Below are 23,337 nucleotides of genomic sequence, written 5' to 3'. Positions count from 1 at the left end.
TTTTAAATCAATTCTCTACTTCTGTAATTTAAAATTAAGCAATTTTCAATATTTTATATTTGCAATATAGCTTTGTCGTTATGATTATATTCACTAATCATTTTATTTATATAAGATATTTTAACATATCAAGAGTATAAGCACAATGATTTTTTAGATATTATTTATAACAAATTTTATTATGCATTTTTGTGCAATATAACATAATTATTTAAAATAATGCTAATCAATATAGGTACAAACAGACCAAATATAAGATATACAAAAGCCCACTGTTGCAAACCGTTTGGAAGATAGTAGTACAATCCTATGAATCGGAATGTCCGGAACAACCGGCAAATAATGTTGCTGTCATTGCAAGTGTGAGGAACGCACATAGATTTTTTTGTCCGGACATTGTCAATAAAAGTTTGTAAGTTTTAAAGAGGATTGAACCTTTTTATTGTTCAATCCTCTTTGTTGTTTATTACATACTGCATATCTTCGGGAATTTCGGCAGTAACCGTAATGTATTCATTTTTTATCGGATGATAAAATTCAAGCCTTGCACAATGAAGTGCCTGCCTTGAAATTTTATCAAGCTTTCCGCCGTACAAGTCATCACCCATAAGCGGATGCCCTAAATAAGCCATATGACACCGAATTTGATGTGTTCTGCCGGTTTCAAGCCACAATTCAAGCAATGTAAAATCTTTTGTTGTAACAAGCGGTTTATAGTGCGTAACTGCTTTCATTCCGTCATCACGGACAATTCGCACCATTTTGGAATCATCACGCAAATCCATTGGCTTATCAACTATACCTTCAATATTTATTTCACCCTCGCATAAAGCGTAATAGACTTTGTGCGTTTTATTTTTTACGGCATTGGCTGTAAAACGGTTTTTTGCTATGAGAACAAGCCCTGAGGTATCCTTGTCAAGCCGATTAATTGCCCGAAATACAAACGGCTTGCCGTTTTGAATGCAATAGTACGAAACAATATTTGCAAGCGTATCGCTTTGGTGCTGCTTTACAGGATGAACAGGCATGGAATGCGGTTTGTTTACCACAAGAAAATGTTCATCCTCATATCTTATATCAAGTGTCCCCTTTGTCGGTTCAATTTCACATTTTTCATCGGGAATTGCAATTGAAACGGTTTTTCCGCTTTGCACACAGTCAATTGTTCTTAAAATTTTCCCGTCCATCAAAATACCGTCTTTTTCTCTTTTCAGTCGTGTTATTATTCTTGCAGAAAGCCCGCATTTATCACGCAGAAATCTTTGAGCAAGCATATTGTCACATTCGTCATGTACGGAAAAATACAGTCTGTCAGACATAAATCATCCTCCAAACAAAAAACAGAATTATCAGCTGAATAATAAATATTATCGGTATGCCGAGCATAAATTTAATGTGTCTTGTTTTGTGTCTGATTAATTGCATTGTAATGTACATTGCAACACTTCCTCCGAGTGCGGAGAGAATCAGCAATGTGCTTTCTCTTACTCTCCATTTGCGGTGAATTGCAAAGTATTTGTCACAGACTGTTACAACAATTGATATCAGGCTGATGATGCAAATGTATATGATGAAAATTTCCATGAGAACTCCAAAGGATGATTTGATTGAAAAACAAAAAGATTGTTCCGATTATTGTATCTGTAATAGCTATGTTAAGCGTTATCTGCATAAGCTCATTTACAAGAGAAAAACCGCCGAAAAAGCAGAATGATATCAACAACATTGCAGCCTTATCATCAAAGGCAACCGCCGACACACTCGAAAGTGATGAAGAAATGCGTGGCGTGTGGGTATCGTATATGGAGCTTTCTATGGAAAATGAAAGCTCAAAAACACAAAAAGCGTTTGAAGATAAATTTACCGAAATAGCACAAAAATGCCGTGAAAGCGGTTTCAACACGCTTATTGTACAGGTACGCCCCTTTTGTGACGCATTATATAAGTCAAGCTATTTTCCGTGGTCACATATTCTCACGGGTACGCAGGGTGAAAATCCTCAATATGACGCACTGCAAATTATGTGTGATATATGCAAAGAAAACAGTTTGAAAATTCATGCGTGGATTAATCCATACAGAGTCAGTTCAAATGAAACTCCGAAAAAACTTTCAGACAACAATCCTTACATAAAGAATTCCGAAATAGGTATAAAAACCGATAACGGAATTTTTCTTGATCCGTCAAATGAAACTGCACAACAGCTGATTAGTGACGGTGTAAAGGAAATTGCGGAAAATTATGATGTTGACGGGATACAATTTGACGACTACTTCTACCCTACTGAGGATGAAAGTTTTGATAAAAAGCAGTATGAGGCTTATATTGAAAAATACGGTAAAGAAAACTCTATGAGTCTTGATAATTGGCGAATGCAAAATGTAAATACGCTGATTTGTAAGGTTTACAGAACAATAAAAAGTGTGGATTCGTCAGTTGAGTTCGGCATATCACCGCAAGGCAATATAGGTAACAATGACGGATTGTATGCCGATGTAAAATCGTGGTGTACCTGCAAAGGCTTTGCAGATTACATCTGTCCGCAAATTTACTTTAGCCTTGAAAACCCGGCTCTTAATTTTGAAGATTGCCTTGACAGCTGGACATCTCTTGATTTTGACGAAAATGTAAAACTGTATGTAGGTCTTGGCGGTTATAAGGCAGGTAACGGCGAATATGACGAAGAAACATGGCTTTTAAGTGACAGTATTCTTGCCGATGAATACGATGTTTTGCGTAACAATAAATCTGTCAGGGGCTTTATGCTTTACAGCTATAATAGCCTTGAGGATGATACTGCAAAAAAAGAGATTAATAATCTGATTAACGCTTTAAACTAATTCAGCATCACAGTAGTCATCAAATGATTTTGTAATTTTCACATCAATAATTTTACCGCAGAGACTTGTATCTTCGGAATTAATATGAACAGGCGTGTAGTTTTTTGTGTAACCCTCAAGATAACCGTGACGAAGTCTTTCAACGAGAACAGATTCACAAAGGCCAACCTGCTCTTTAAGAAATTCCCTTCTGGTTTCATCGCAGACCTGCTCCATAATTTTGGCTCTCTGCTCTTTGATTTGCGGATCAATTTGATTTGGTGCTTTATCGGCAACAGTGCCTTTACGGCGTGAATACGGGAAGATATGCACCTTTGCAAAGCCGATTGACTTTACAAATTTAAGAGATGCGTTGAAATCTTCCTCTGTTTCACCAGCAAATCCAACCATTACATCGGTTGTCATAGAACTGTTTTCAAAAGCGTTTCTGAGATTTGTAACAATTTCAGCGTATTCTGCACAATTGTAGTGACGGTTCATTGCTTTGAGTGTGTTATCGCAACCGCTCTGCAGTGAAAGATGAAACTGCGGACAGAACTTTGGTTGTGCGGCAAGACGGGCAATCATTTCTTTATCCATTCTTTCGGGTTCGATTGAACCGAGTCTTACACGGTCGATTCCGTCAACGGAACAAGCACATTCTACAGCATCCGCAAGATCAAAATCTTCGTCAAGACCGTAGGCGGAAAGGTTAATACCAACAAGAACAACCTCACGGTAACCGTTTGCGGCAACCTGAATAAGCTCTGCCTTTAAATCTTCGAGAGATTTTGAACGTACTCTGCCCCTTGCATACGGAATAATGCAGTAAGAACAGAATCTGTTGCAACCGTCCTCAATTTTAATGAAAGCTCTTGTATGCTCTCCGAGTGACGATACGGAAAGGTTTTCGTATTTTTCGCCTTTTCCGATATGCTCTGTTATATGAACAAATTTCTGTTTTTCTTCGAGAAACTTGTAAATTGAAGGAACGAGTTCGGCTCTCTTTGCGTTGCCGAGTACGATATCGCAATTTGAAAAGTTCTCGCTTTCTTCGGGGAAAGCCTGTGGCATACAGCCGGTGAGAATAACAATTCCGTCAGGATTTTCACGGCGGACACGGTTGAGAATCTTGCGGTTTTTTGCGTCACTTACGGATGTTACCGTACAGCTGTTAACGATTGTTATGTCTGCCCTGTCCCTGTCATCCGAGAGAAGAAATCCGTTCTTCAACATATCTTCACGCATTGCCTGTGATTCATACTGATTAACCTTGCAGCCGAGTGTAATTATATTAAAATTCATTCACTAACCATCCTTTTTTGGGTAAATAGTTGAAATTGCAAAAATTCATTAATTCGTTGTTGATTTAGACAAAAATTAATGATAAAATATAGACTAGATGAACAATGGAGGTGAGATTTTGTTTTCTGTACCGGTTTCCGTTAAAAATAAAAAAGAAATGATCGATATGTTTGAAACTCTTGCTCACTTTCCGGATACAGTAATGATGCTAAGAAACGGCGATAATACTGTTGATGCTCATTCGTTGATGGGATTTTTTGCAATTGACGAAAAAATTCCGATTGAACTTCTTCTTGAATCAGAACCTGATGATAATCTCAAACAGGCGATTTCTAAATTTGCTTTTGTTAATGCATAAAAATAATATATACATACTGTTAAGCCCTATGACCAAAGTCATAGGGCCTTTTTGTTTGTGCTTTTAGTTATGAATTTTTGTCAACAACATGGAACTTTTTAAGGTTTCCTGTCTTTTCGCTTCTCTTGTCAAGTTCGGCAAGAACATCTTCAAGCGGAATGCCGAGCTTTACCATCATTACAGTAAGATGATAGATAAGGTCTGCAATTTCATAAACAGTTTCGCTGTTATCATCATTTTTTGCCGCAATGATTGTTTCACTGCACTCCTCGCCTACTTTTTTAAGAATCTTGTCAATTCCTTTATCAAGAAGGTAGCAAGTGTATGAACCCTCTTTTGGATTATCTCGTCTGTTTTCTACTGTAGCATAAAGTGCTTCAAGGACTTCTCTGTCGTTCATATTAAAATTCTCCTCATTTTAATTTTTTAAAAAAGCAGGAATGATTTCCCGTGTGGCAGGCCGCACCTGTCTGTTCAACAGTGATGAGCAATGTATCGTCATCGCAGTCGGCATATATATCAATTACCTTTTGTAAATGACCTGATGTTGCACCCTTGTTCCAAAGCTCCTGACGGCTTCTTGACCAGAACCATGTGTAACCGGTTTCAAAAGTTTTTTGCATACTTTCACGGTTCATATATGCAAGCATAAGTACCTCACCCGTTGACTTTTCCTGAATAATTGCGGGAATAAGTTCGGATTTTACAAAATATTTATCAAGATCCATAATTACCTCAGATTTTATTTGTTACTTCGATCGCCTGTTTCAAATCGAGCGAACCTGTGTAGATAGCCTTACCGCAGATTGCACCGTAGACATCGAGTTCTGCAAGATTAATGATATCTTTGAGAACTGCAACACCGCCGCTTGCGATAATATTACAGCTGACTTCGTGAGCAAGGTCATTAAGCTGTTTAAGGTTAGGACCTGCAAGAGTACCGTCCTGATCAATGTCTGTGAACACAATAGTCTTTACTCCGACATCTTCCATACGCTTTGCAAGCTCAATGTAGTTGATTTCCGAATTGTCAATCCAACCTTCTGCACGAACCATGCCGTCCTTTGCATCAATGCCAACTACAATTCTCTCACCGTATTCTTTTACGGCATCAATAACAAGCTGCTGATTTTTAACTGCGGCTGAACCGAGAATAACACGGTTTATTCCTCTTGAAAGATAATATTCAACCGCTTTCATATCACGGATTCCTCCGCCGACCTCAACAGAAAGTCCCGAAGCTTTTGCAACATCCGCAATAAGATCGGCATTAACAAGCTTTGCATCTTTTGCACCGTCAAGGTCAACCATATGCATCCACTCTGCACCTGCGTCAGCAAAGCCCTGAGCGGCAATATACGGGGACTCTGCTACCTTCTGAACGGTTGCATAATCACCCTTGAAAAGACGGACGCAATTGCCGTCTTTTATGTCAATAGCGGGTAAAATAATCATTATAACACTCCTTTAGTAGAAAGAAGTACATTTGAAGAATTTTGCTTTACTGCAAGGCGGAGTGCGTGTGCGCAAGCCTTGTACAAAGCCTCTGTGATATGGTGAGAGTTGTCACCGTAAACAGATTTGAGGTGAAGTGTGATTTGTGCGTTAAATGCAAATGCACGCATAAATTCTACTGTCATTGAACAGTCGTAGCCGCCGCATCTTTCCTGCGGAAAATCAGCATCGAATACAAGATAAGGTCTGCCGCTGATGTCAACAGATGCAAACGCAAGCGCTTCGTCCATAGGAACATAAAAACTGCCAAATCTCTCAATTGACTCTTTGGTTGAAAGAGCCTCTGCAAATGCTTTGCCGAGAACTATACCTGTGTCTTCAACGGTGTGGTGTTCGTCAACATAAAGGTCGCCTTTTACCGAAACCTCAAGCCCGAATCTGCCGTGAGTGGCAAACGAATTTAGCATATGGTCAAAAAAGCCTATGCCTGTATCAATTTTAATATCGCCGCCGTCAAGATTAAGTTTTAGCTTTATGTCGGTTTCCTTCGTTTTACGCTCAACATATGCACTGCGCATATAATCACCTCGATAAATAAGTTTTAATGCAACTTATCAGTTCTTCGTTTTCTTCTTCTGTGCCAACGGAAATTCTGATGTAATCGCCCATAAAACGGATTACAATTGAATTGTCCTTGAGATAGTTCCACAAGTCTTTGCCGAATGATGTTTTAACAAAAACAAAGTTTGCACAACTGTTGTAAACCTTAAAATCATTGGAAAGAGCGGACAACTCCAATAAGTCATTATACAGCTTTTCTCTGTTTCTGACAATTGTTTTTTGTCTGTTTTTGAGATAATCTTTATTTTTATATATTATACTGCCGACAACCTGAGAAAATGTGTTCACATTGTACGGAGATTTTACCGCTTTTACAGCTCTTGAAATTGTTTCATTTGCAACGGCAAAACCGAGTCTGAGTGCCGCTGAGCCTACTGCCTTTGATGCGGTTCTGAAAATAATGAGATTTGAATACTTTTCAACCTCATTTATAAGACTCTGATCCCAGAAATCCATATATGCTTCGTCAAGAATTACAAGTGCATTTACGCTTGTAACAAGCCTGCGTGCATCTTCGGCGGTCATACCCTGTCCTGTCGGATTGCATGGGTTTGAAAAGAGTAGAAGTTTGATATTGTCACGATTTACCTTTTCAATAAGTGCATCCGTATCAATTGAAAGGTCGTCGGATTTGATAAATGTGTCACATTCAACCTCACAGATTGATGAATAGAATTTGTACATTGAAAAATCGGGAGCAACGCAAAGCATCCTGTCCCCTTTTTCCATAAATGCGGCTTCAATCAAAAAGATAAGTTCATCTGAGCCGTTGCCTGCGGTTACATATTTTGGATTGATTCCGTAATAATCCGCAAAAGCCGTAACAACCTTTTCCGCAAGCGGATCGGGATAGCGGTTGAAATCAATTGTATCAATTGCATTTTTGATTTCTTCTTTGATGAAATCAGGATAATTTACAGGACATTCGTTTGCATCAAGTCGAATTTTATATGTACCGCTGATTGGTTCATACGGTTCAAGTTCACGGATTTTTTTGTTTAATTCATAAGACATTGCATAACTTCCATTCTTATTTCATATCAAAACGCACTTTAATTGAATTTGCGTGTGCTGTAAGTCCTTCTGTTTCTGCAAAGCGAACTACATCTTCGGCGTCTTTTCTCAAAGCGTCTTCCGTATAGTAAATAAAGCTTGATTTTTTTACAAAGCTGTCTACCGAAAGAGGTGAGAAAAATCTTGCCGTGCCGCTTGTCGGAAGAACATGATTAGGACCTGCAAAATAGTCGCCCAGAGGCTCGGGACTGTAGTTGCCGAGAAATACAGAGCCGGCATTATCAAGCTTGCCGACATACTCCATTGGGTTTTCACAACAAACCTCAAGATGTTCGGGAGCAAGCTCGTTAGCAAATTCAATCGCCTGTGACATATCACTGCATACAATAACTGCACCGAAATTGTCAACCGATGAGCGGATAATATCTTTTCTTGAAAGAGCGGTCATCTGCTTTTCAAGCTCTGTTTCAGTTTCTTTAGCAAGCTCTTCGCAGTCGGTAAGCAGAATTGCAGACGCAAGCCGGTCATGCTCTGCCTGACTCATAAGGTCTGCGGCAAGAAATTTTGGATTTGCAGACTTATCGGCAATGATGAGTATTTCACTCGGACCGGCAATCATATCAATGTCAACTGTTCCGTAAAGAAGTTTTTTTGCTGTTGCAACAAAGATATTGCCGGGTCCTACTATTTTATCAACCTTTGGTACGGATTCTGTACCGTATGCAAGTGCGGCTACTGCCTGTGCACCGCCCATAAGGAAGATTCTGTCAACACCTGCTACCTTTGCGGCGGCGATGATATTCGGATTTGGTGTACCGTCCTTCTGAGGAGGTGTACACATAATAATTTCCTCAACACCTGCAATTTTAGCGGGAACTGCGTTCATAAGAACTGATGAGGGATATGCTGCAGTGCCGCCCGGAACATAGATACCTACTCTTTTAAGGCCTCTGATTCTCTGCCCCATCATTACGCCGTTATTCTTTGTTGTGAGCCAACTTTGCTGAACCTGTCTTTTATGGAAGTCTGCAATATTTGCGGCTGCCTTTTTGATTGTTTTGAGATAATCCTTGTCGCATTTTTCAATAAGGCTGTCGATTTCATCGGAAGTAATTTCTACCTTTTCAGGTGCTTTTCCGTCAAATTTAACGGTATATTCCTTTACGGCTTTATCACCGTTTTCTGCTACATTTTCGATGATTTCCGAAACAATCGGAACTACATTTTTATCTGAATTCTGCGCTCTCTTTTTGAGCAAATCAATAAATTCATATTCGTTTTTTCCGTCTGCTACAACAGTTGTAATCATTTTGTGACAGCCTCCAGTTTCTTCTGCAATTCTTCAATTTCAGCCTTGCGCAGTTTAAGACTTGCCGTATTGGCAATAAGTCTTGCTGAAATATCACATACCCATTCAATTACTTCAAGTCCGTTAGCCTTGAGCGTTGAACCCGTTTCTACTATATCTACAATACCGTCTGCAAGACCTACAAGAGGAGCGAGTTCAACCGAGCCCTCAATCTTAATGATTCTTACATCCATATTTTTATCGTCAAAAAATGCTCTGGTTACATTGGGATATTTTGACGCAATTGTCTTTGTTTTGTAACCGCCGTAAAAATCGGAGTCCTTTTTTGTAGCAAGAGCAAAACGGCATTTACCGAATCCTAAGTCGAGAAGTTCATAAAAAGATGAACCGTTTTCAAGAATTGTATCCTTGCCAACGACACCAAGGTCACACACACCGTGCTCAACATATGTAATTACATCTGCGGCTTTAGCAAGCACAACTTCAAAATCATTGTTGCCGATCGGAAGAATAAGCCTTCTTCCCTTGTTTTTTACTTCATCACAATTATATCCGATTTTTTCAAGAAGTTCAATTGTGGTCTTTTCAAGTCTGCCCTTTGTCAGAGCAATTCTTAATGGTTTCATATTTAATCCTTTCCGACAGCTTGATTATATACTTTCAACTTTTGCAATTCCTCTTGATTTTGCAAACTGTTCTGTTTCTTCAAGAGTTTCAAGTACGCTGAACTGTGCATTTATTCCCTTTTCATTAAGCTCGTCAACATATCTGAGAGCCTTCATTTCATGTCCGTTTTCTGCAAAAACGAGAACATCGGGATTATCTGAATAATTTACATCATCATCGGAAAGATGTTTCATTGTAATTGCGTCTGTATCAATCGCAAAGCCTGCCGCACCCATAGGAGCGTCAAATTCGCTGAGAAGATCGTCATATCTTCCTCCCGAAATAACAGCGTCACCGATTCCGTTAATATACCCTGAAAATACGATTCCCGTATAGTAATCGTTTCTCTGAACAAGTCCGAGGTCGATGATAAGCTTGTTGCCGAGTTCAAGCACGGAAAGTTCTTTATAGATTGAGTGGAGATAATCAAGAGCGTTTTCGGCGCCTGTACCTTTGCAGATGTCATATGCCTCATCAAACACTTCTTCACCGCCGAAAAGTGACGGGAGCGAACGGATTGCGGAAACAGTCTTGCAAGGCTTGAGTTTGTCAAGAAGATTGTTAAGCGCCGAGTAGTTTTTACTTTCGATTGATACCCTGATTTTTTCTTTGTAATCGTTATCAATATCGAGTTCTTTTGACAGAGCATTGAATACTTCGGCATGTCCGAGTTCAATTCTGAAATCATCGGCAACGGCTGAAATGCTTTTTATTGCCGAGGTGAGAATTTCAAGGTCGGCTCTCTTTCCTTTTGCCCCGAGAAGTTCAACACCCATCTGAAGAAATTCGTTTCTTCTTCCTGCAAGTGACGGATTGTTGCGATATACTGCCTGCTTGTAGTAAAGTCGAACAGGAAGTGTATTGTTTTTAAGTCTTGTAGAAACCATTCTTGCAATCGGCAGAGTGGAATCAGGACGGGCAACAAGAAGTCTGCCTTTGTTATCGGTTGTCTTGAACATTGATTCCTGCGAGATTCCGCTTGACGGAATTGAGAACACATCATAGAATTCAAGAGCAGGAGTTATTACCCGTTTAAATCCGCCTTTGACAAATACCTTTTCAATGCTTGTGCAGATATAATCCATAGCGGAACATTCAGCGAACAGAAAGTCCTTTGTTCCCTCGGGAGTCATTTTTAAATTCTTTTTCATAATTACCTCTCAACGCTTTAGTGTGTTAATATGGTAATATATTAACACACTAAATTTGATTTGTCAACACTATTCAGATGAAACGAAAATTTTACGATTATTCATTTGTATTATCTGAGGATTCGTCTTCATCATTTGTTTTGTTACGGTTGATGAATTTCATAAATTTTTCTCTTTGCTGCATTTCTTTTTCTTCACGAAGTTTTTTCTGCTCTGCGGCAATTTTGGTATAGTTAAGCACCTCAAAATCAAGAGCCTCCTGAGCAATTCTACCCTTTGAGTCAATTTTGTTTTTAACTCTCTTGCCGACAAGAGCATAGATTACGGCATAGATTGGTGTGCCGAGAATAAGACCGAGCACACCGAACATTCCTCCGCCGACAATTACGCTGAACAGTACCCAGAAGCTTGAAAGACCGACCTGACTGCCGATAATCTTCGGCTTGAAAAGATTGCCGTCAAGCTGCTGAATTATAACTATAATGATTATGAAAATAATCATGTAAATAGGATCAATAAGCAAGAGGATAAAAGCACTCGGAATTGCACCGATGAACGGTCCAAAGAACGGAATAATATTCGTCACACCGATAAGAACCGCAATAAGCGGTGCGTACGGTAATTGACAAATTGACATTGTAATGAATGTGAGAACACCGAGAAAAGCCGCATCAATGATATCGCCAACGAGAAAACGGCCGCATTTTGTATCTGTAATATCGACAATTTCATAAATCTTAGGAAGATACTTTATCGGAATAAAAGCAACAGCAAGCTTTTTTATCTGACGGCAAAGTGTTTCCTTTGCGGCAAGGAAGTAAACTGAAATAACGATTCCGAGCAGGAAGTTATACACACCGTTACACGTAGACATAATTGCGCTGAATACGGCATTTGTAGAGTTGCCGAGAAAACTGGTGATATTGCCTGCCGAAATAAAGTTTGTAATATACTTGAAGAAGTTGTTTATTACTTCACTTGCGTCAATTTCCATACTGAATGTATGGTTAATCCAATGCACTACTGTTTTTGTCATGTCAGAAAGTACGCCTGCATACTGCGGCAGGCTGTTAATAAGACTGAACAGGCTGGCTGCAATCTGCGGAACTACAATTGAGATTATAACAACAAAAATTGCTACTACAATTGCATAGGTTATAATAAGCGCAAGGGGTTTTCTGAAGTTAGCAAGGAATTTTCGCTTTCGCCCCATTCTGCCGAAAACTTTGGAGTAGAAAAATTTGTAAGGATAGTTAAGGATGTAAGCAAAAAGGAACCCGATTGCAAACGGAGTGATTATGCCTGTTATCCAACCGATTGCCGACCACACAACATCCATATTATCTTTTACAAGTAAAAGAAATACTGTAAATGAAATGCAAATCAGCAAAGTTTTTAGCGAAAGCAGTTTTTTCATTTAGACAACTCCTTAAAATAATGACATCTGTGAGCTTTCAGGCAAATCCTTGAGAACTCCGACATCTTTCAGTGTTTCAATAACAGCCTTAGTAACCTTTGTTTTTATCTGCATATCTTCAATTGAAAGATATTCTGTGTGCTTGCCCGTTTCTGCGAGTGAATCTGCGGCAGCACCGCCTACACCGGGTAAGGATGAAAACGGAAGTCTGATTTTCCCGTCCTCTACCTTGAACATTTTAGCCTCGGATTTGTAGATATCAACAGGAAGAAATTCAATTTTTCTTGCCATCATTTCGTTGACAATCTGCAAGGTCTGGAACTCTGCTTCATCCTTGGCTGTTGCTTCGTGAACACTCTGTTTTTGTTTTATGTTGTTCATCTTGTCACGGACAGCCTGATGTCCCTGCATGGCAATTGCACCGTCAAGATTTTCACTTCGTACGGTAAAGTATGCCGCATAATATTCAACGGCCTTGTGAACCTTGTACCAACCGAGTCTGAGCGTTGCAATCATATAGGCTGCGGCATGGGCTTTCGGGAACATATACTTAATTTTCATACATGAATCAATATACCATTCGGGAACATTGTGTTCACGCATAGCCTTGAAGTGTTCTTCCGTAAGAAGTTTTGTTGCGTTACCTTTACGGACAATCTCCATTATTTTGAATGCCATGCCCGGTTCAAGACCTTTGTGCATAAGATAAGTCATAATCGAGTCACGAGTACCGATTACTTCCGAAATTGTACAGGTTCCGTTATGAATAAGTTCCTGAGCGTTTCCGAGCCATACATCGGTACCGTGCGAAAGACCTGCAATCTGCAAAAGGTCGGTAAATGTCTTTGGCTGTGCCTCAATGAGCATTCCTCTTACGAAAGCCGTACCGCATTCAGGAAGGCTGAATGTACCGGTTTTTGAGTCGATATCCTCCTCAGTAACTCCGAGTGCTTTCGGAGAAGTAAACAGCGACATAACCTCGGGATCGCTCATAGAAACTTTCATTACGGGGATACCTGTGTAGAGTTCAAGATAATGATAGATTGTCGGAACATCGTGTCCGAGCTCATCAAGTTTTGTGATTGTATCATGAATTGAATGGAAGTCGAAGTGCGTTGTAATGTTATCTGAGTTAACATCATTTGCAGGATGCTGAACAGGGCAGAAATCGTAAACATCGTTTGTTCTCGGCACAACAACCATACCGCCGGGGTGCTGACCTGTGGTTCTCTTAACACCCGTACAACCGATTGCAAGACGCTTTTCCTCAGCCTTGTGCATTACAAGACCTCGCTCCTGTGCAAACTTCTTAACGAAGCCGAGTGCTGTTTTTTCGGCTACTGTAGAAATTGTTCCCGCTTTGAACACATTATTCTTACCGAAGAGCTCTTCCGTGTAACGGTGAGATTTTGATTGATACTCACCGCTGAAGTTAAGGTCGATATCAGGCACTTTGTCGCCTTTAAAGCCAAGAAATGTTTCAAACGGAATTTCGTGACCGTCCTGATCCATAAGAGTACCGCATTCGGGACAGTTTTTTGGCGGCATATCAAAGCCTGAGCCGTAACTGCCGTCTGTTATGAACTCGCTGTGTTTGCAGTTTGGACATACATAGTGCGGACAAAGCGGATTAACCTCCGAAATACCGGACATAGTAGCTACGAAAGACGAACCTACCGATCCTCGTGAACCGACAAGATATCCGTGTGCCTCACTGTCTGCAACAAGCTTTTGCGCAGTCATATAAAGCACCGAGAATCCGTAGGTTGTGATTGAATTAAGTTCCTTGTCAAGTCTTGCCTTTACGATTTCAGGCAATGGATCACCGTATTTCTCTTTTGCTCTTTTCCATGTAATATCAATAAGCTGTTCCTGTGCGCCCTCAATGTTAGGCGGGAATGTACCCTTTGGAATAGGTCTGATATATTCGCACATATCGGCGATTTTATTGGGATTTTCTACTACATACTCATAGGCTTTATCCTTGCCGAGCCATTCAAATTCCTTGAGCATTTCAGCGGTTGTTCTGAAATAAAGCGGAGCTTGCTGTTCGGCATCTTTAAATCCCTGACCTGCCATAAGAATTTTTCTGAATTCGGAATCTGTCGGATCCATAAAGTGAACATCGCAGGTTGCGCATACAGGCTTGCCGAGTTCTTTTGCAAGCTTAATTATTGTACGGTCAATTTCATGAAGTTCGTCAACAGAATTAAATCTGCCGTCACGAATCATAAAGCTGTTATTGCCTGCAGGCTGAATTTCAAGATAATCATAGAATGACGCAATCTGTTTGAGTTCGCCCCACGGCTTGCCCTCGAGAATTGCCATATAAAGCTGACCTGCACAACAAGCTGAGCCGATTATGAGTCCCTCTCTGTACTTCACAAGCTCGCTTTTCGGAATTCTCGGCTTTTTATAGAAATAATTAAGATGACTGTAAGAAATAAGTCTGTAAAGATTTTTAAGACCTGTTTTATTCTTTACAAGAATAATCTGATGATAGGTCGGAAGCTTTTTAAAATCTCCGCCTGCTATCTTTGTATTAATGTCGTTTGTTTTTGTTATACCGTAATCATCTGTAAGTCGCTGACAGAGATTTATAAAAATTCTCGCAAGCATTTCGGCATCATCGGTTGCTCTGTGGTGATTGAAGTCGCCGAGCCTTAAAAATTTTGCAACCGTATCAAGCTTGCAGTTCTTGATATCTGTAAGAATCGCTCTTGAAATTGCAACCGTGTCGATTGAAGTGTAGTTATATTCCCTGCCCATATCTTCACAGGCTTTTGCTATGAAGGATGTATCAAAGGGAGCATTGTGAGCAACAAGCACATTGTCACCGGCAAATTCAAGAAATGCACCGACCGCCTCGCTCTGTGACGGAGCATCCTTTACCATATCATCGGTAATGCCTGTAAGCTGAGTGATTTTCTGCGGAATCGGCATTTCGGGATTTGCAAAGGTTGAAAAAGTATCGGTGATGACACCGTTTTCAACCTTGACTGCGCCGATTTCGGTAATCTTGTCACGGGCGGCTGAAAGGCCTGTTGTTTCTATATCAAAGCAGATGAATGTGCCGTCAAAACCTGTGTCGGCATCACCTTTTACAGACTCTACAAGGTCATCCATAAAGTATGCCTCAACACCGTAGATGATTTTAATTTTTTCTTCGTCTTTGTTGATTTTATCTGCGGCTTTCATTGCGTCGGGAAAAGCCTGTGCGACACCGTGGTCAGTAATTGCAACGGCTTTGTGTCCCCACTGATAAGCACGGTTTACAAGGTCACCTGCCGATGTTACGGCATCCATCTGCGACATATTTGTATGCATATGAAGTTCAACACGCTTTTTCTCGGCATTATCAACTACTTTTACTTTTTGAGCCGTACCGATTGAACGGGCATTTACAACAAGTTCGCCTGCATATTTATCGTACTCAACATCACCCTGAACAACGATTGTATCGCCTTTTTTGATATTATCAATTACAGCTGATTCCTTGATTGAATTGAATACTTTAGCTGTTGTTGAGCCTGTATAATCGGTTATGTCGATAGTGAAAATATTTTTGTCACCGCTTTTAGTGACTTTCTTTTCAATATCAAACACATCGCCCCATACCACAATTCTTCCCGAATCACCTGAAATTGAAGAAATGGGAATCATTTTTCCCCTGATTGAACGACCGTATAACGGACGGATTGAGGACTGAATAATCTGCGGTGTTGCAAACTTGCCCTCACGAACTTCAATTTCCACAGTAGTGTTTTCAGCGTGTTTTTCTTCTCTTTTCTCCGCTGTTTCAACCTCTTCCTGATAGAATTCAGCGGCTTTCTGAAGATTTTCTCGGTTGATTTTCTCCTGAGCATCCTGAATAGCGGCTTTGTATTCTTCGCTGTTTTCTTCAACCTCAAAGGTTCCGGTATAATTCACGGAAATGTAAAGATTAAATTCTTCCGAAATGAGCTTTATAAGTGCTTTGTCAAAGCCTTTACTGTCAAGGAGAGTTTTTCCGCCGTTAAGAAGATTTATCGTAAGCGTATTGTTTTCAAACCTAACCTCAGCATTGTTGAGAGTTCCGTTAATACTCGGAATATCTCGCCTTACGGCTGCATATAGCTGAGGAAAATAATCAGCGGAAAACAACTCTGTCGGAAAATGCGGTTTTATTACAGTATGATACGCAAGTGCCTTGGTAATCAGCTTTTCCGTGTCAAAAAGCGTATTACGCTCAACGAGCCCGTTGAATTTTACTGTTAAAGTAATCAAACGGGCTTGTTTGTTAATATTAAGTTGTGTCAGTTCTCCCTGTGAAATCTTTTGCGGCAGTTTAATGCCAAATTTGGAGTCAAAGACTTCTCCTAATGTTTTCATATATGTCCTTCTGTCATATTACAGCAAATGTATTTTGACTGCTGATAGAGTTATAATTTTTCTACTTCTTCCAAAAGTGCGTCAACGAGTTTATCTTCCGGAACTTTGCGAAGAATTTCGCCTTTTTTGAATACAAGCCCGCAACCGTCACCGCCTGCGATGCCAATATCAGCTTCTCTTGCCTCTCCGGGACCGTTTACAACGCAACCCATTACCGCTACTTTGATATTCTTTTTACAGTTTCTGAGTTTATCTTCAACCTCGTTTGCAATCTTCACAAGGTCAATTCTTGTTCTTCCGCAAGTCGGACATGAAACAAATTGAACTCCGTCTTTCTCAATGTCAAGAGCCCTGAGGATATCATGAGCAGCATAAACTTCCTTTACAGGATCGGCTGTGAGGGAAACTCTGATTGTATCACCGATACCATGGAGGAGCAATGCACCGATTCCGGCAGAAGATTTGATAATACCAATTCTTTCTGTTCCTGCCTCTGTAACACCGAGGTGAAGCGGATAGTCACACCTTTCTGCGGCAAGCTCATAGGCTTTAATCATAGTAGAAACGGTTGAACTTTTCATTGAAAGAACAATATCGTTGAAATCAAATTTTTCAAGAAGTGACGCATGGTACAAGGCGCTGTCGCAAAGTGCCTCGGGTGTGGGATGACCGTATTTTGCAAGAATTTCCTTTTCAAGCGAACCTGAGTTAACACCGATTCTAATCGGAATGCCACGCTGTCGGCAAGCGTCTGCCACCGCCTTTACCCTATCATCTGATCCGATGTTACCCGGATTGATACGGATTTTGTCGATGCCTGCCGCACACGCCTCAAGCGCAAGCTTATAGTCAAAATGGATATCGGCTACAATCGGGACGCTTACAGCCTCTTTGAGGGCAGGAATAAGCTTTACTGCATCTTTATTAGGAATAGCGGCACGAATAATTTCGCAACCGGCCTCTTCAAGCTCTTTTGCCTGTCTTACAGAACCCTCAATATCGGTTGAGGGAATGTTGAGCATTGACTGAACGCTTACTTTAGCACCGCCGCCGATTTTTACATTGCCGGCAGTTACCTGAATTTTACTTCCCATAAGGTTTTCCTCCGTTTGTCTACATTCCGGGGAATGTTCCCGTTACAAGCTGGAACACATCTTTCACCGAAATAATAAGCATAAATGCAAGCAACAGAACAAGACCGACTGTATTCACAATCTGTTCTGCCTTTCTCGGAATCGGCTTTTTGAATATCCATTCAATCAGCAGGAATAAGAATCTTCCGCCGTCAAGCGCCGGGAACGGCAGCATATTTACAATTCCGAGGTTTACCGTAATGAGTATCATTACAAAAAGAATGTTATTGACTGCATCTCCGAAGCCTGTTTGAAGTCCCATTGATGCAACCTGAGTGACAGCTGTAGCAATACCAACAGGGCCTGACATATCGTTGAATGTAAATCTGCCCTGAACAAGCCACACCAGAGATGTCCACACGGTTTTTGCCATTGAACAGGTCTGTGTGAATGTTTCACCGAGGACAGTACCGACATTTTTCTCAATCGGTTCAACGGCAAAGTCAAACGCAACAGTAGGTTTGTTTTCCTTTTCGGCATCTTCATCAGCGTAATAGGTGAAAAACTGTACATTTTCAAGTGTTATTTCTTTGCCGTCACGAACAACTTTTACATCACCTATAAATCTCGGTCTTGATGTAGTTGTGTCTATTTCGGGTGTTTTATACTTTGACATATCATATGATTTGTCAAGTGCATAAATTGACTTGCAAGTTTCGTCAAGAAGTTTTTTAGCCTCGTCTTTGCTTGCAGCCTTATTTATTTTTGAACAACCCTCCGAAAGAGCATTGTAGTATTTTTGAAGTTCATCCTTTGAAAGAGATTCGTCTTTTGCATACTTATTATATACACCGCAAGCGGCAGATGTTGCTCTTTCTTTGTATACCTCAAGTGTATTGCCTTCTACTGTTTCATATGGAAGAGTTGAGATTGCAAACTGCAAATCTCGTGAATTCCAAATCGAATAACCGTTCACTTCAACAATCTTATCCCCTGTTTGTAAACCTGTGTTTGCAGTAAATGCATTGGGTTGAAACTGAGATATTGTAGTTGAACTGTAGCTGTCAGCCTGAACGGTAAAGGCAAACATCATAACAAAACCGAGAAGAATATTCATAACCGCACCTGCGATTATGATAATCATTCTCTTCCAAACTTTTGCGTTATTAAAAGCACCTTTTTCTTCACTGTCTTCATCCTCTCCTTCCATGGCACAGTAACCGCCTATAGGAAAAAGACGAAGCGAGTACCTTGTTTCGCCTTTAACAAAACTGATTATTTTCGGTCCCATTCCAAGTGCAAATTCATTTACCTTTACACCCGAAAGCTTTGCGGTAATAAAATGACCGAATTCGTGAGAAAAAATTATAAGCTCAAAAAGTAATATTCCTATTACTATAAGAGCCGCAACTGTTAAAATTTGCATTAAAATAAATCAACTCCAAAATATTCATTGCCGTTGCAAAGACAGCATTGAAAAATATTACCGCAAATTATAGCTTAGAGAGTACATACTCTCTTGCGAGTTTATCTGCCTTTAACACATCATCAACGCATAAAGGCTCAAAATTGTCTATGTTATCAATTGCACCCATAACAAGGTCACCGATTTCAAGAAAAGTGATTTTACCTTCTCTGAAAAGACGGTTAGCCTCCTCATTAGCACCGTTGGCAATTGCTGTTGCAACGCCTCCGAGTGAAAGAGCTTTTTTACAGGCTCTCAGACATTTGAAAGTATCATAGTCAGGTTCAAAGAAAGTCATTTTGCCGATTTGAGCAAGACTTAATTCACCGACAGGTGACTCATATCTTTCCGGATATGTAATTGCGTACTGTATCGGAATCCTCATATCGGGAAGTCCAAGCTGTGCAATTACGGAATTATCTACATATTCTATGAGAGAATGTATGATACTTTCACGATGAACAACAACATCAATGTTTTCGGGCTGAACATCAAAAAGCCATCTCGCCTCAATGATTTCAAGACCTTTGTTCATCATTGTAGCAGAGTCGATGGTTATTTTTGCACCCATACTCCAATTTGGATGATTGAGAGCCTCATTAACTGTTACACTCTTTAAGTCTTCGACTGTTTTGCCAAAGAACGGGCCGCCGGATGCTGTAAGAATGAGCTTTTTAAGCATTTTCTTTTCAGGCATTCCCTGCAGACATTGGAAGATAGCGGAATGTTCACTGTCAACGGGAAGAAGCTTCACACCGTTCTTCTTTACCGCATCACATACAAGCTTACCGCCTGTTACAAGCGTTTCCTTGTTTGCGAAAGCAATATCTTTTTTAGCGTTTGCCGCTGCAAGTGTAGGCTTTAAGCCTACCATTCCGACAACCGAATTTACAACAAGGTCGGCATTCTCAAGCGTTGCCGCCTCAATAAGTCCTTCCATACCGCTTAAAACTCGGGTGTTTGTATCTTTTATATTATCTTTGAATTCTTTGGCTTTTTCTTCGTTAAAAACTACTGCAAGTTCAGGTTTGTATTTTCTTACCTGTTCTTCAAGCAGCTTTATATTTGTTGACGCCGTGAGTGCGGAAACTTTTAAATTAAGTTTATCTGCAACATCAAGCGTCTGAGTTCCGATTGAACCCGTCGATCCGAGAATTGAAAGTGAATTTACCATTTTAGTTTACCCCACTGTTATGAAAGGTATGAATTGATTGATTGCCACAAGAACAGGGGCAGTAAATATTATGCTGTCAAACCTGTCAAGCATTCCGCCGTGACCGGGGAAAATTGAACCGTAGTCCTTGATTCCGTAATTTCTTTTGATGAGTGAAAAGCTTAAATCACCAAGAATGGAAACAGGAGCGTCAATTACACCGAGAAGAATCAATGCCCAAAAGTTAATGTTAGCATCAGGCATAACACAAAAATGAAATATAAGACCTATAATTACTGATGTGAGGTCACAGAAAAGTATTCCGCCGATTGCGCCCTCAACAGTCTTTTTAGGGCTGATTTTCGGACAAAGTTTGTGCTTGCCGAACGATGCTCCGATAAAAAAGCCGCCTGCATCTGCCATCCACGGTAATGCGAAAATACATATATAGCAGAAAGTAATTGATACAGATGATGCGCAGGCAATCGGTACGGCACTCATTCCAAAAGAAATTAAAAAAGTTCCGAACACTGAATATGCAACATCGGCATAGTTTGTCTTTTCGTGTTTAAAAATCATTACGGCAAAGACTGTCAGTATAAAAGCAAAAATCAAAACATACAGATACTTTGTCGTAACTAAAACCGAAAGCAGAAAAGCAAACAGCATACAAGGTATTGAAAGGTGAAATTTATAAAGCATCTTTCTTGCATGAAGATACTCGCCTATCATAAATGCCGAGAATGCTCCTATGACTATGCCTACAAATGGGTGCCAAAGTTCCGAAACAAACAGAACAATCAGCAGTATTGGTATTCCTATTACGGCTGTCAGCAGCCGTGGCTTGAGGGATTTCATTTTATATCAACTCTCATCAGACTCCACCGTATCTTCTGTTTCTGGAGGAGTATATTTTTAACGCTTCGTCAAGGTCTGATTTCTGAAAATCAGGCCAAAGCTTGTTCATTATAACAAATTCCGTGTAGGCTGACTGCCACAAAAGGAAATTTGAAATTCTGTATTCACCGCTCGGTCTGATAATAAGGTCGGGATCGGGCTGACCTGCGGTATAAAGATAATTTGAAAAAAGATTTTCTGTTATGTCATCGGAAGAAATTTTTCCGTTTCTGACATCCTCGGAAATGTTTCTAACGGCTCTGACAATTTCGTCACGACTGCCGTAATTCATAGCTATATTGAGGACCATACCGTCACGGTCTTTTGAGCTCTCCTCGTTTTCAATCATAAGCTCACGAAGCTCGTCATTAAAACCCGACTTGTCACCGATGAATTTTACCACAATACTGTCATCCTTAAAATCTTCAAGTGCTTCATTAAGATATGATTTAAAAAGCGACATTAGTGCATCAACTTCCTCCTGCGGTCTTTTCCAGTTTTCGGTTGAAAAAGCATATACGGTAAGGTACTTTATTCCGACATCGGAACAGTATCTTGTTATGGTTCTGAAAGTTTTAGCACCCTGACGGTGACCTGCTTTTCTCGGAAGTCCTCTTTTCTTTGCCCAACGGCCGTTGCCGTCCATAATAATTCCGATATGTGAAGGCAGATTGAGGTCTGTAACCCCAACCTGCTCATCTTTTTTCTTTGAGAAAAAAGCCATATTACATCTCCAAAATTTCTTTCTGCTTTACTGCAGAAATGCTCTCAACTTCTTTGACATACTTATCTGTAAGATCCTGAGCTTTCTTTTCGCCCTGCTTGAGATCGTCCTCTGTAAGCTCGCCGTCCTTCTTCATAGCTTTAAGCTTGTCGATAAGTTCGCGGCGGACATTACGAATCTGAATCTTTGTTTCCTCAGCAATCTTCTGAACATCTTTTACGATTTCTTTTCTTCTGTCCTCTGTGAGAGGCGGGAAAATAAGACGAATAATCTTACCGTCATTCTGTGGGTTGATGCCGATATCGGAAGTCTGGATAGCCTTTTCAATCTGTCTTAATACAGACGCATCCCATGGCTGAATGGTAAGAGTTCTTGCCTCTGTAACAGATACTGCGGCAAGCTGATTTACGGGTGTGGGTGCGCCGTAATAGTCAACCTTTACCTTATCAAGAACTGCGGGATTTGCTCTGCCTGCTCTGATTTCTGAAAATTCCGTGCGCATATGCTCAAGTCGTCTGTCCATACTTTCGCCGGCTTTTTTTAACTGTGTCTGCATATTTATGCCTCCTGTGTAATAATTATTGTTAAAAAGTCAGTAAATAATTCAAATTAATTGTTGGCTGTTACGATTGTACCGATGTTTTCACCGCATACAGCTTTGTAGATATTTTCGGGATCTTCAATACTGAATACAAGAATCGGAAGATTATTGTCCTTGCAAAGCGATGCCGCTGTGCTGTCCATAACAGCGAGATCCTTGTTAAGAACATCATGGAAAGAAATTGTATCGTATTTCTTTGCATTTGGGTTTTTCTTGGGATCGCTGTCATATACACCGTCAACCATAGTAGCCTTCATTACGATATCAGCCTCAATTTCTGCCGCACGAAGAGCCGCTGCTGTGTCTGTGCTGAAGAACGGGTTGCCTGTTCCGCAACCGAATACTACTACTCTGCCCTTCTGAAGGTGAAGAACTGCTTTGTTTCTGATGTACGGCTCTGCAATCTGATGCATAGCGATAGCTGTCTGTACACGAACATTAACTCCAAGCTGTTCGAGTGCATCACAAACACCGAGTGCATTGATTGTTGTTGCAAGCATACCCATATGGTCGGCTCTTGTTCTGTCCATTTCGCCTGAGCTTCTGCCACGCCAGAAGTTGCCGCCGCCTACTACGATGCCGACTTCTACGCCTGCGTCAACACATTCTTTAATAGGCTTGCAGATTTTGAGAACAGTTTCAAAATCAATTCCGTGTTTCATTTCGCCTGCAAGTGATTCGCCTGAAAGTTTTAATAATACTCTTTTATATTTTGGTTTCATACATAACACCCCATGGTAATTTATAATTACTAATATAATACAATATCTTGTAGGGTTTGTAAAGGTTTAGTGGCAGTTTTTTGAATAAATAACCGAAAGCTGAATGGTTATGTCATATGAAATGCTAAAAAATTATTAAAAATAACCGTAAATGCACTGTATGTGCTAACTCTTCACTGTAAATCCGTTGACAACAAATCTTGCCATACGATA

Annotated in this window: 22 protein-coding genes; 2 read left to right on the top strand and 20 right to left on the bottom strand. The window is 40.3% G+C overall.

The window, feature by feature from the left end; genetic code table 11:
* Positions 1-446 precede the first annotated feature (446 nt).
* Together AC2HW8_RS08820 and AC2HW8_RS08815 are read right to left on the bottom strand one after the other, a co-directional pair.
* A complete protein-coding gene (locus AC2HW8_RS08820; RefSeq protein ID WP_484327437.1) occupies positions 447-1,322 on the bottom strand; it encodes an RluA family pseudouridine synthase in 876 nt (291 codons plus the stop codon).
* Positions 1,315-1,587, bottom strand: coding sequence for a DUF1294 domain-containing protein (locus AC2HW8_RS08815; RefSeq protein ID WP_303992041.1), 273 nt, complete (start codon positions 1,585-1,587; stop codon positions 1,315-1,317). Before AC2HW8_RS08815 ends, AC2HW8_RS08820 begins: the two co-directional genes overlap by 8 nt.
* A gap of 23 nt (positions 1,588-1,610) precedes the next feature.
* On the opposite strand from AC2HW8_RS08815, the gene AC2HW8_RS08810 reads away from it, so the two are divergent.
* Entirely contained in the window at positions 1,611-2,843 is a 1,233-nt protein-coding gene (locus tag AC2HW8_RS08810; RefSeq protein WP_484327436.1) for a glycoside hydrolase family 10-like protein, read from the top strand.
* On the opposite strand, the gene mtaB is transcribed toward AC2HW8_RS08810, so the two are convergent.
* The gene (mtaB, locus tag AC2HW8_RS08805) at positions 2,835-4,127 is read right to left on the bottom strand and encodes a tRNA (N(6)-L-threonylcarbamoyladenosine(37)-C(2))-methylthiotransferase MtaB (RefSeq protein ID WP_296177725.1); all 1,293 of its coding nucleotides are present in this window, start codon (positions 4,125-4,127) and stop codon (positions 2,835-2,837) included. The genes AC2HW8_RS08810 and mtaB overlap by 9 nt on opposite strands.
* A 118-nt stretch (positions 4,128-4,245) precedes the next feature.
* On the opposite strand from mtaB, the gene AC2HW8_RS08800 reads away from it, so the two are divergent.
* Positions 4,246-4,485: a hypothetical protein gene (locus AC2HW8_RS08800; RefSeq protein WP_021883058.1), complete on the top strand. Its 240-nt coding sequence runs from the start codon at positions 4,246-4,248 to the stop codon at positions 4,483-4,485.
* A gap of 67 nt (positions 4,486-4,552) precedes the next feature.
* Here AC2HW8_RS08800 and hisE read toward each other — a convergent pair whose 3' ends face one another.
* The 17 genes from hisE to pyrH form a co-directional block, all read right to left on the bottom strand.
* A complete protein-coding gene (gene hisE / locus AC2HW8_RS08795; protein WP_046432104.1) occupies positions 4,553-4,885 on the bottom strand; it encodes a phosphoribosyl-ATP diphosphatase in 333 nt (110 codons plus the stop codon).
* 13 nt (positions 4,886-4,898) lie between these two features.
* Entirely contained in the window at positions 4,899-5,213 is a 315-nt protein-coding gene (gene hisI, locus AC2HW8_RS08790; protein WP_015523877.1) for a phosphoribosyl-AMP cyclohydrolase, read from the bottom strand.
* Between the two features lie 7 nt (positions 5,214-5,220).
* Positions 5,221-5,940: a 1-(5-phosphoribosyl)-5-[(5-phosphoribosylamino)methylideneamino]imidazole-4-carboxamide isomerase gene (gene hisA, locus AC2HW8_RS08785; protein ID WP_117950850.1), complete on the bottom strand. Its 720-nt coding sequence runs from the start codon at positions 5,938-5,940 to the stop codon at positions 5,221-5,223.
* On the bottom strand, positions 5,940-6,518 hold the full coding sequence (gene hisB / locus AC2HW8_RS08780) for an imidazoleglycerol-phosphate dehydratase HisB (protein WP_021883055.1): 579 nt from the start codon (positions 6,516-6,518) through the stop codon (positions 5,940-5,942). Before hisB ends, hisA begins: the two co-directional genes overlap by 1 nt.
* A 4-nt stretch (positions 6,519-6,522) precedes the next feature.
* Positions 6,523-7,575, bottom strand: a complete 1,053-nt coding sequence (gene hisC / locus AC2HW8_RS08775) for a histidinol-phosphate transaminase (RefSeq protein WP_484327435.1) — start codon at positions 7,573-7,575, stop codon at positions 6,523-6,525.
* Positions 7,576-7,591: 16 nt separating this feature from the next.
* Positions 7,592-8,884, bottom strand: a complete 1,293-nt coding sequence (hisD, locus tag AC2HW8_RS08770) for a histidinol dehydrogenase (RefSeq protein WP_303666382.1) — start codon at positions 8,882-8,884, stop codon at positions 7,592-7,594.
* Positions 8,881-9,510: an ATP phosphoribosyltransferase gene (gene hisG, locus AC2HW8_RS08765; protein ID WP_021883052.1), complete on the bottom strand. Its 630-nt coding sequence runs from the start codon at positions 9,508-9,510 to the stop codon at positions 8,881-8,883. The genes hisD and hisG overlap by 4 nt, the downstream gene beginning before the upstream one ends.
* Positions 9,511-9,534: 24 nt before the next feature.
* Positions 9,535-10,701 carry an ATP phosphoribosyltransferase regulatory subunit gene (gene hisZ / locus AC2HW8_RS08760; protein ID WP_101069577.1) on the bottom strand — a complete coding sequence of 389 codons (1,167 nt, stop codon included), beginning with the start codon at positions 10,699-10,701 and terminating at the stop codon, positions 9,535-9,537.
* Positions 10,702-10,798: 97 nt separating this feature from the next.
* Entirely contained in the window at positions 10,799-12,118 is a 1,320-nt protein-coding gene (locus AC2HW8_RS08755) for an AI-2E family transporter (RefSeq protein WP_101069576.1), read from the bottom strand.
* Positions 12,119-12,130: 12 nt separating this feature from the next.
* Positions 12,131-16,489 carry a PolC-type DNA polymerase III gene (locus AC2HW8_RS08750; protein WP_484327434.1) on the bottom strand — a complete coding sequence of 1,453 codons (4,359 nt, stop codon included), beginning with the start codon at positions 16,487-16,489 and terminating at the stop codon, positions 12,131-12,133.
* Positions 16,490-16,539: 50 nt separating this feature from the next.
* The gene (ispG, locus tag AC2HW8_RS08745; protein WP_296665697.1) at positions 16,540-17,583 is read right to left on the bottom strand and encodes a flavodoxin-dependent (E)-4-hydroxy-3-methylbut-2-enyl-diphosphate synthase; all 1,044 of its coding nucleotides are present in this window, start codon (positions 17,581-17,583) and stop codon (positions 16,540-16,542) included.
* Between the two features lie 19 nt (positions 17,584-17,602).
* Positions 17,603-18,988 (bottom strand): RIP metalloprotease RseP, encoded by a 1,386-nt coding sequence (rseP, locus tag AC2HW8_RS08740; protein ID WP_296665700.1) that lies wholly within the window; start codon positions 18,986-18,988, stop codon positions 17,603-17,605.
* Between the two features lie 67 nt (positions 18,989-19,055).
* Positions 19,056-20,201 carry a 1-deoxy-D-xylulose-5-phosphate reductoisomerase gene (locus tag AC2HW8_RS08735; protein ID WP_484327433.1) on the bottom strand — a complete coding sequence of 382 codons (1,146 nt, stop codon included), beginning with the start codon at positions 20,199-20,201 and terminating at the stop codon, positions 19,056-19,058.
* A 6-nt stretch (positions 20,202-20,207) separates the two neighbouring features.
* The gene (locus AC2HW8_RS08730) at positions 20,208-21,038 is read right to left on the bottom strand and encodes a phosphatidate cytidylyltransferase (RefSeq protein ID WP_484327432.1); all 831 of its coding nucleotides are present in this window, start codon (positions 21,036-21,038) and stop codon (positions 20,208-20,210) included.
* 16 nt (positions 21,039-21,054) lie between these two features.
* Positions 21,055-21,801, bottom strand: coding sequence for an isoprenyl transferase (locus tag AC2HW8_RS08725; protein ID WP_484327431.1), 747 nt, complete (start codon positions 21,799-21,801; stop codon positions 21,055-21,057).
* Between the two features lies 1 nt (position 21,802).
* Positions 21,803-22,357, bottom strand: coding sequence for a ribosome recycling factor (frr, locus tag AC2HW8_RS08720; protein WP_117886896.1), 555 nt, complete (start codon positions 22,355-22,357; stop codon positions 21,803-21,805).
* A 53-nt stretch (positions 22,358-22,410) separates the two neighbouring features.
* Entirely contained in the window at positions 22,411-23,124 is a 714-nt protein-coding gene (pyrH, locus tag AC2HW8_RS08715) for a UMP kinase (protein WP_015523892.1), read from the bottom strand.
* Between the last annotated feature and the right edge of the window lie 213 nt (positions 23,125-23,337).

It is taken from the genome of Ruminococcoides sp. (assembly GCF_057037865.1).
This window is presented reverse-complemented; position numbering and strand designations above follow the sequence as displayed.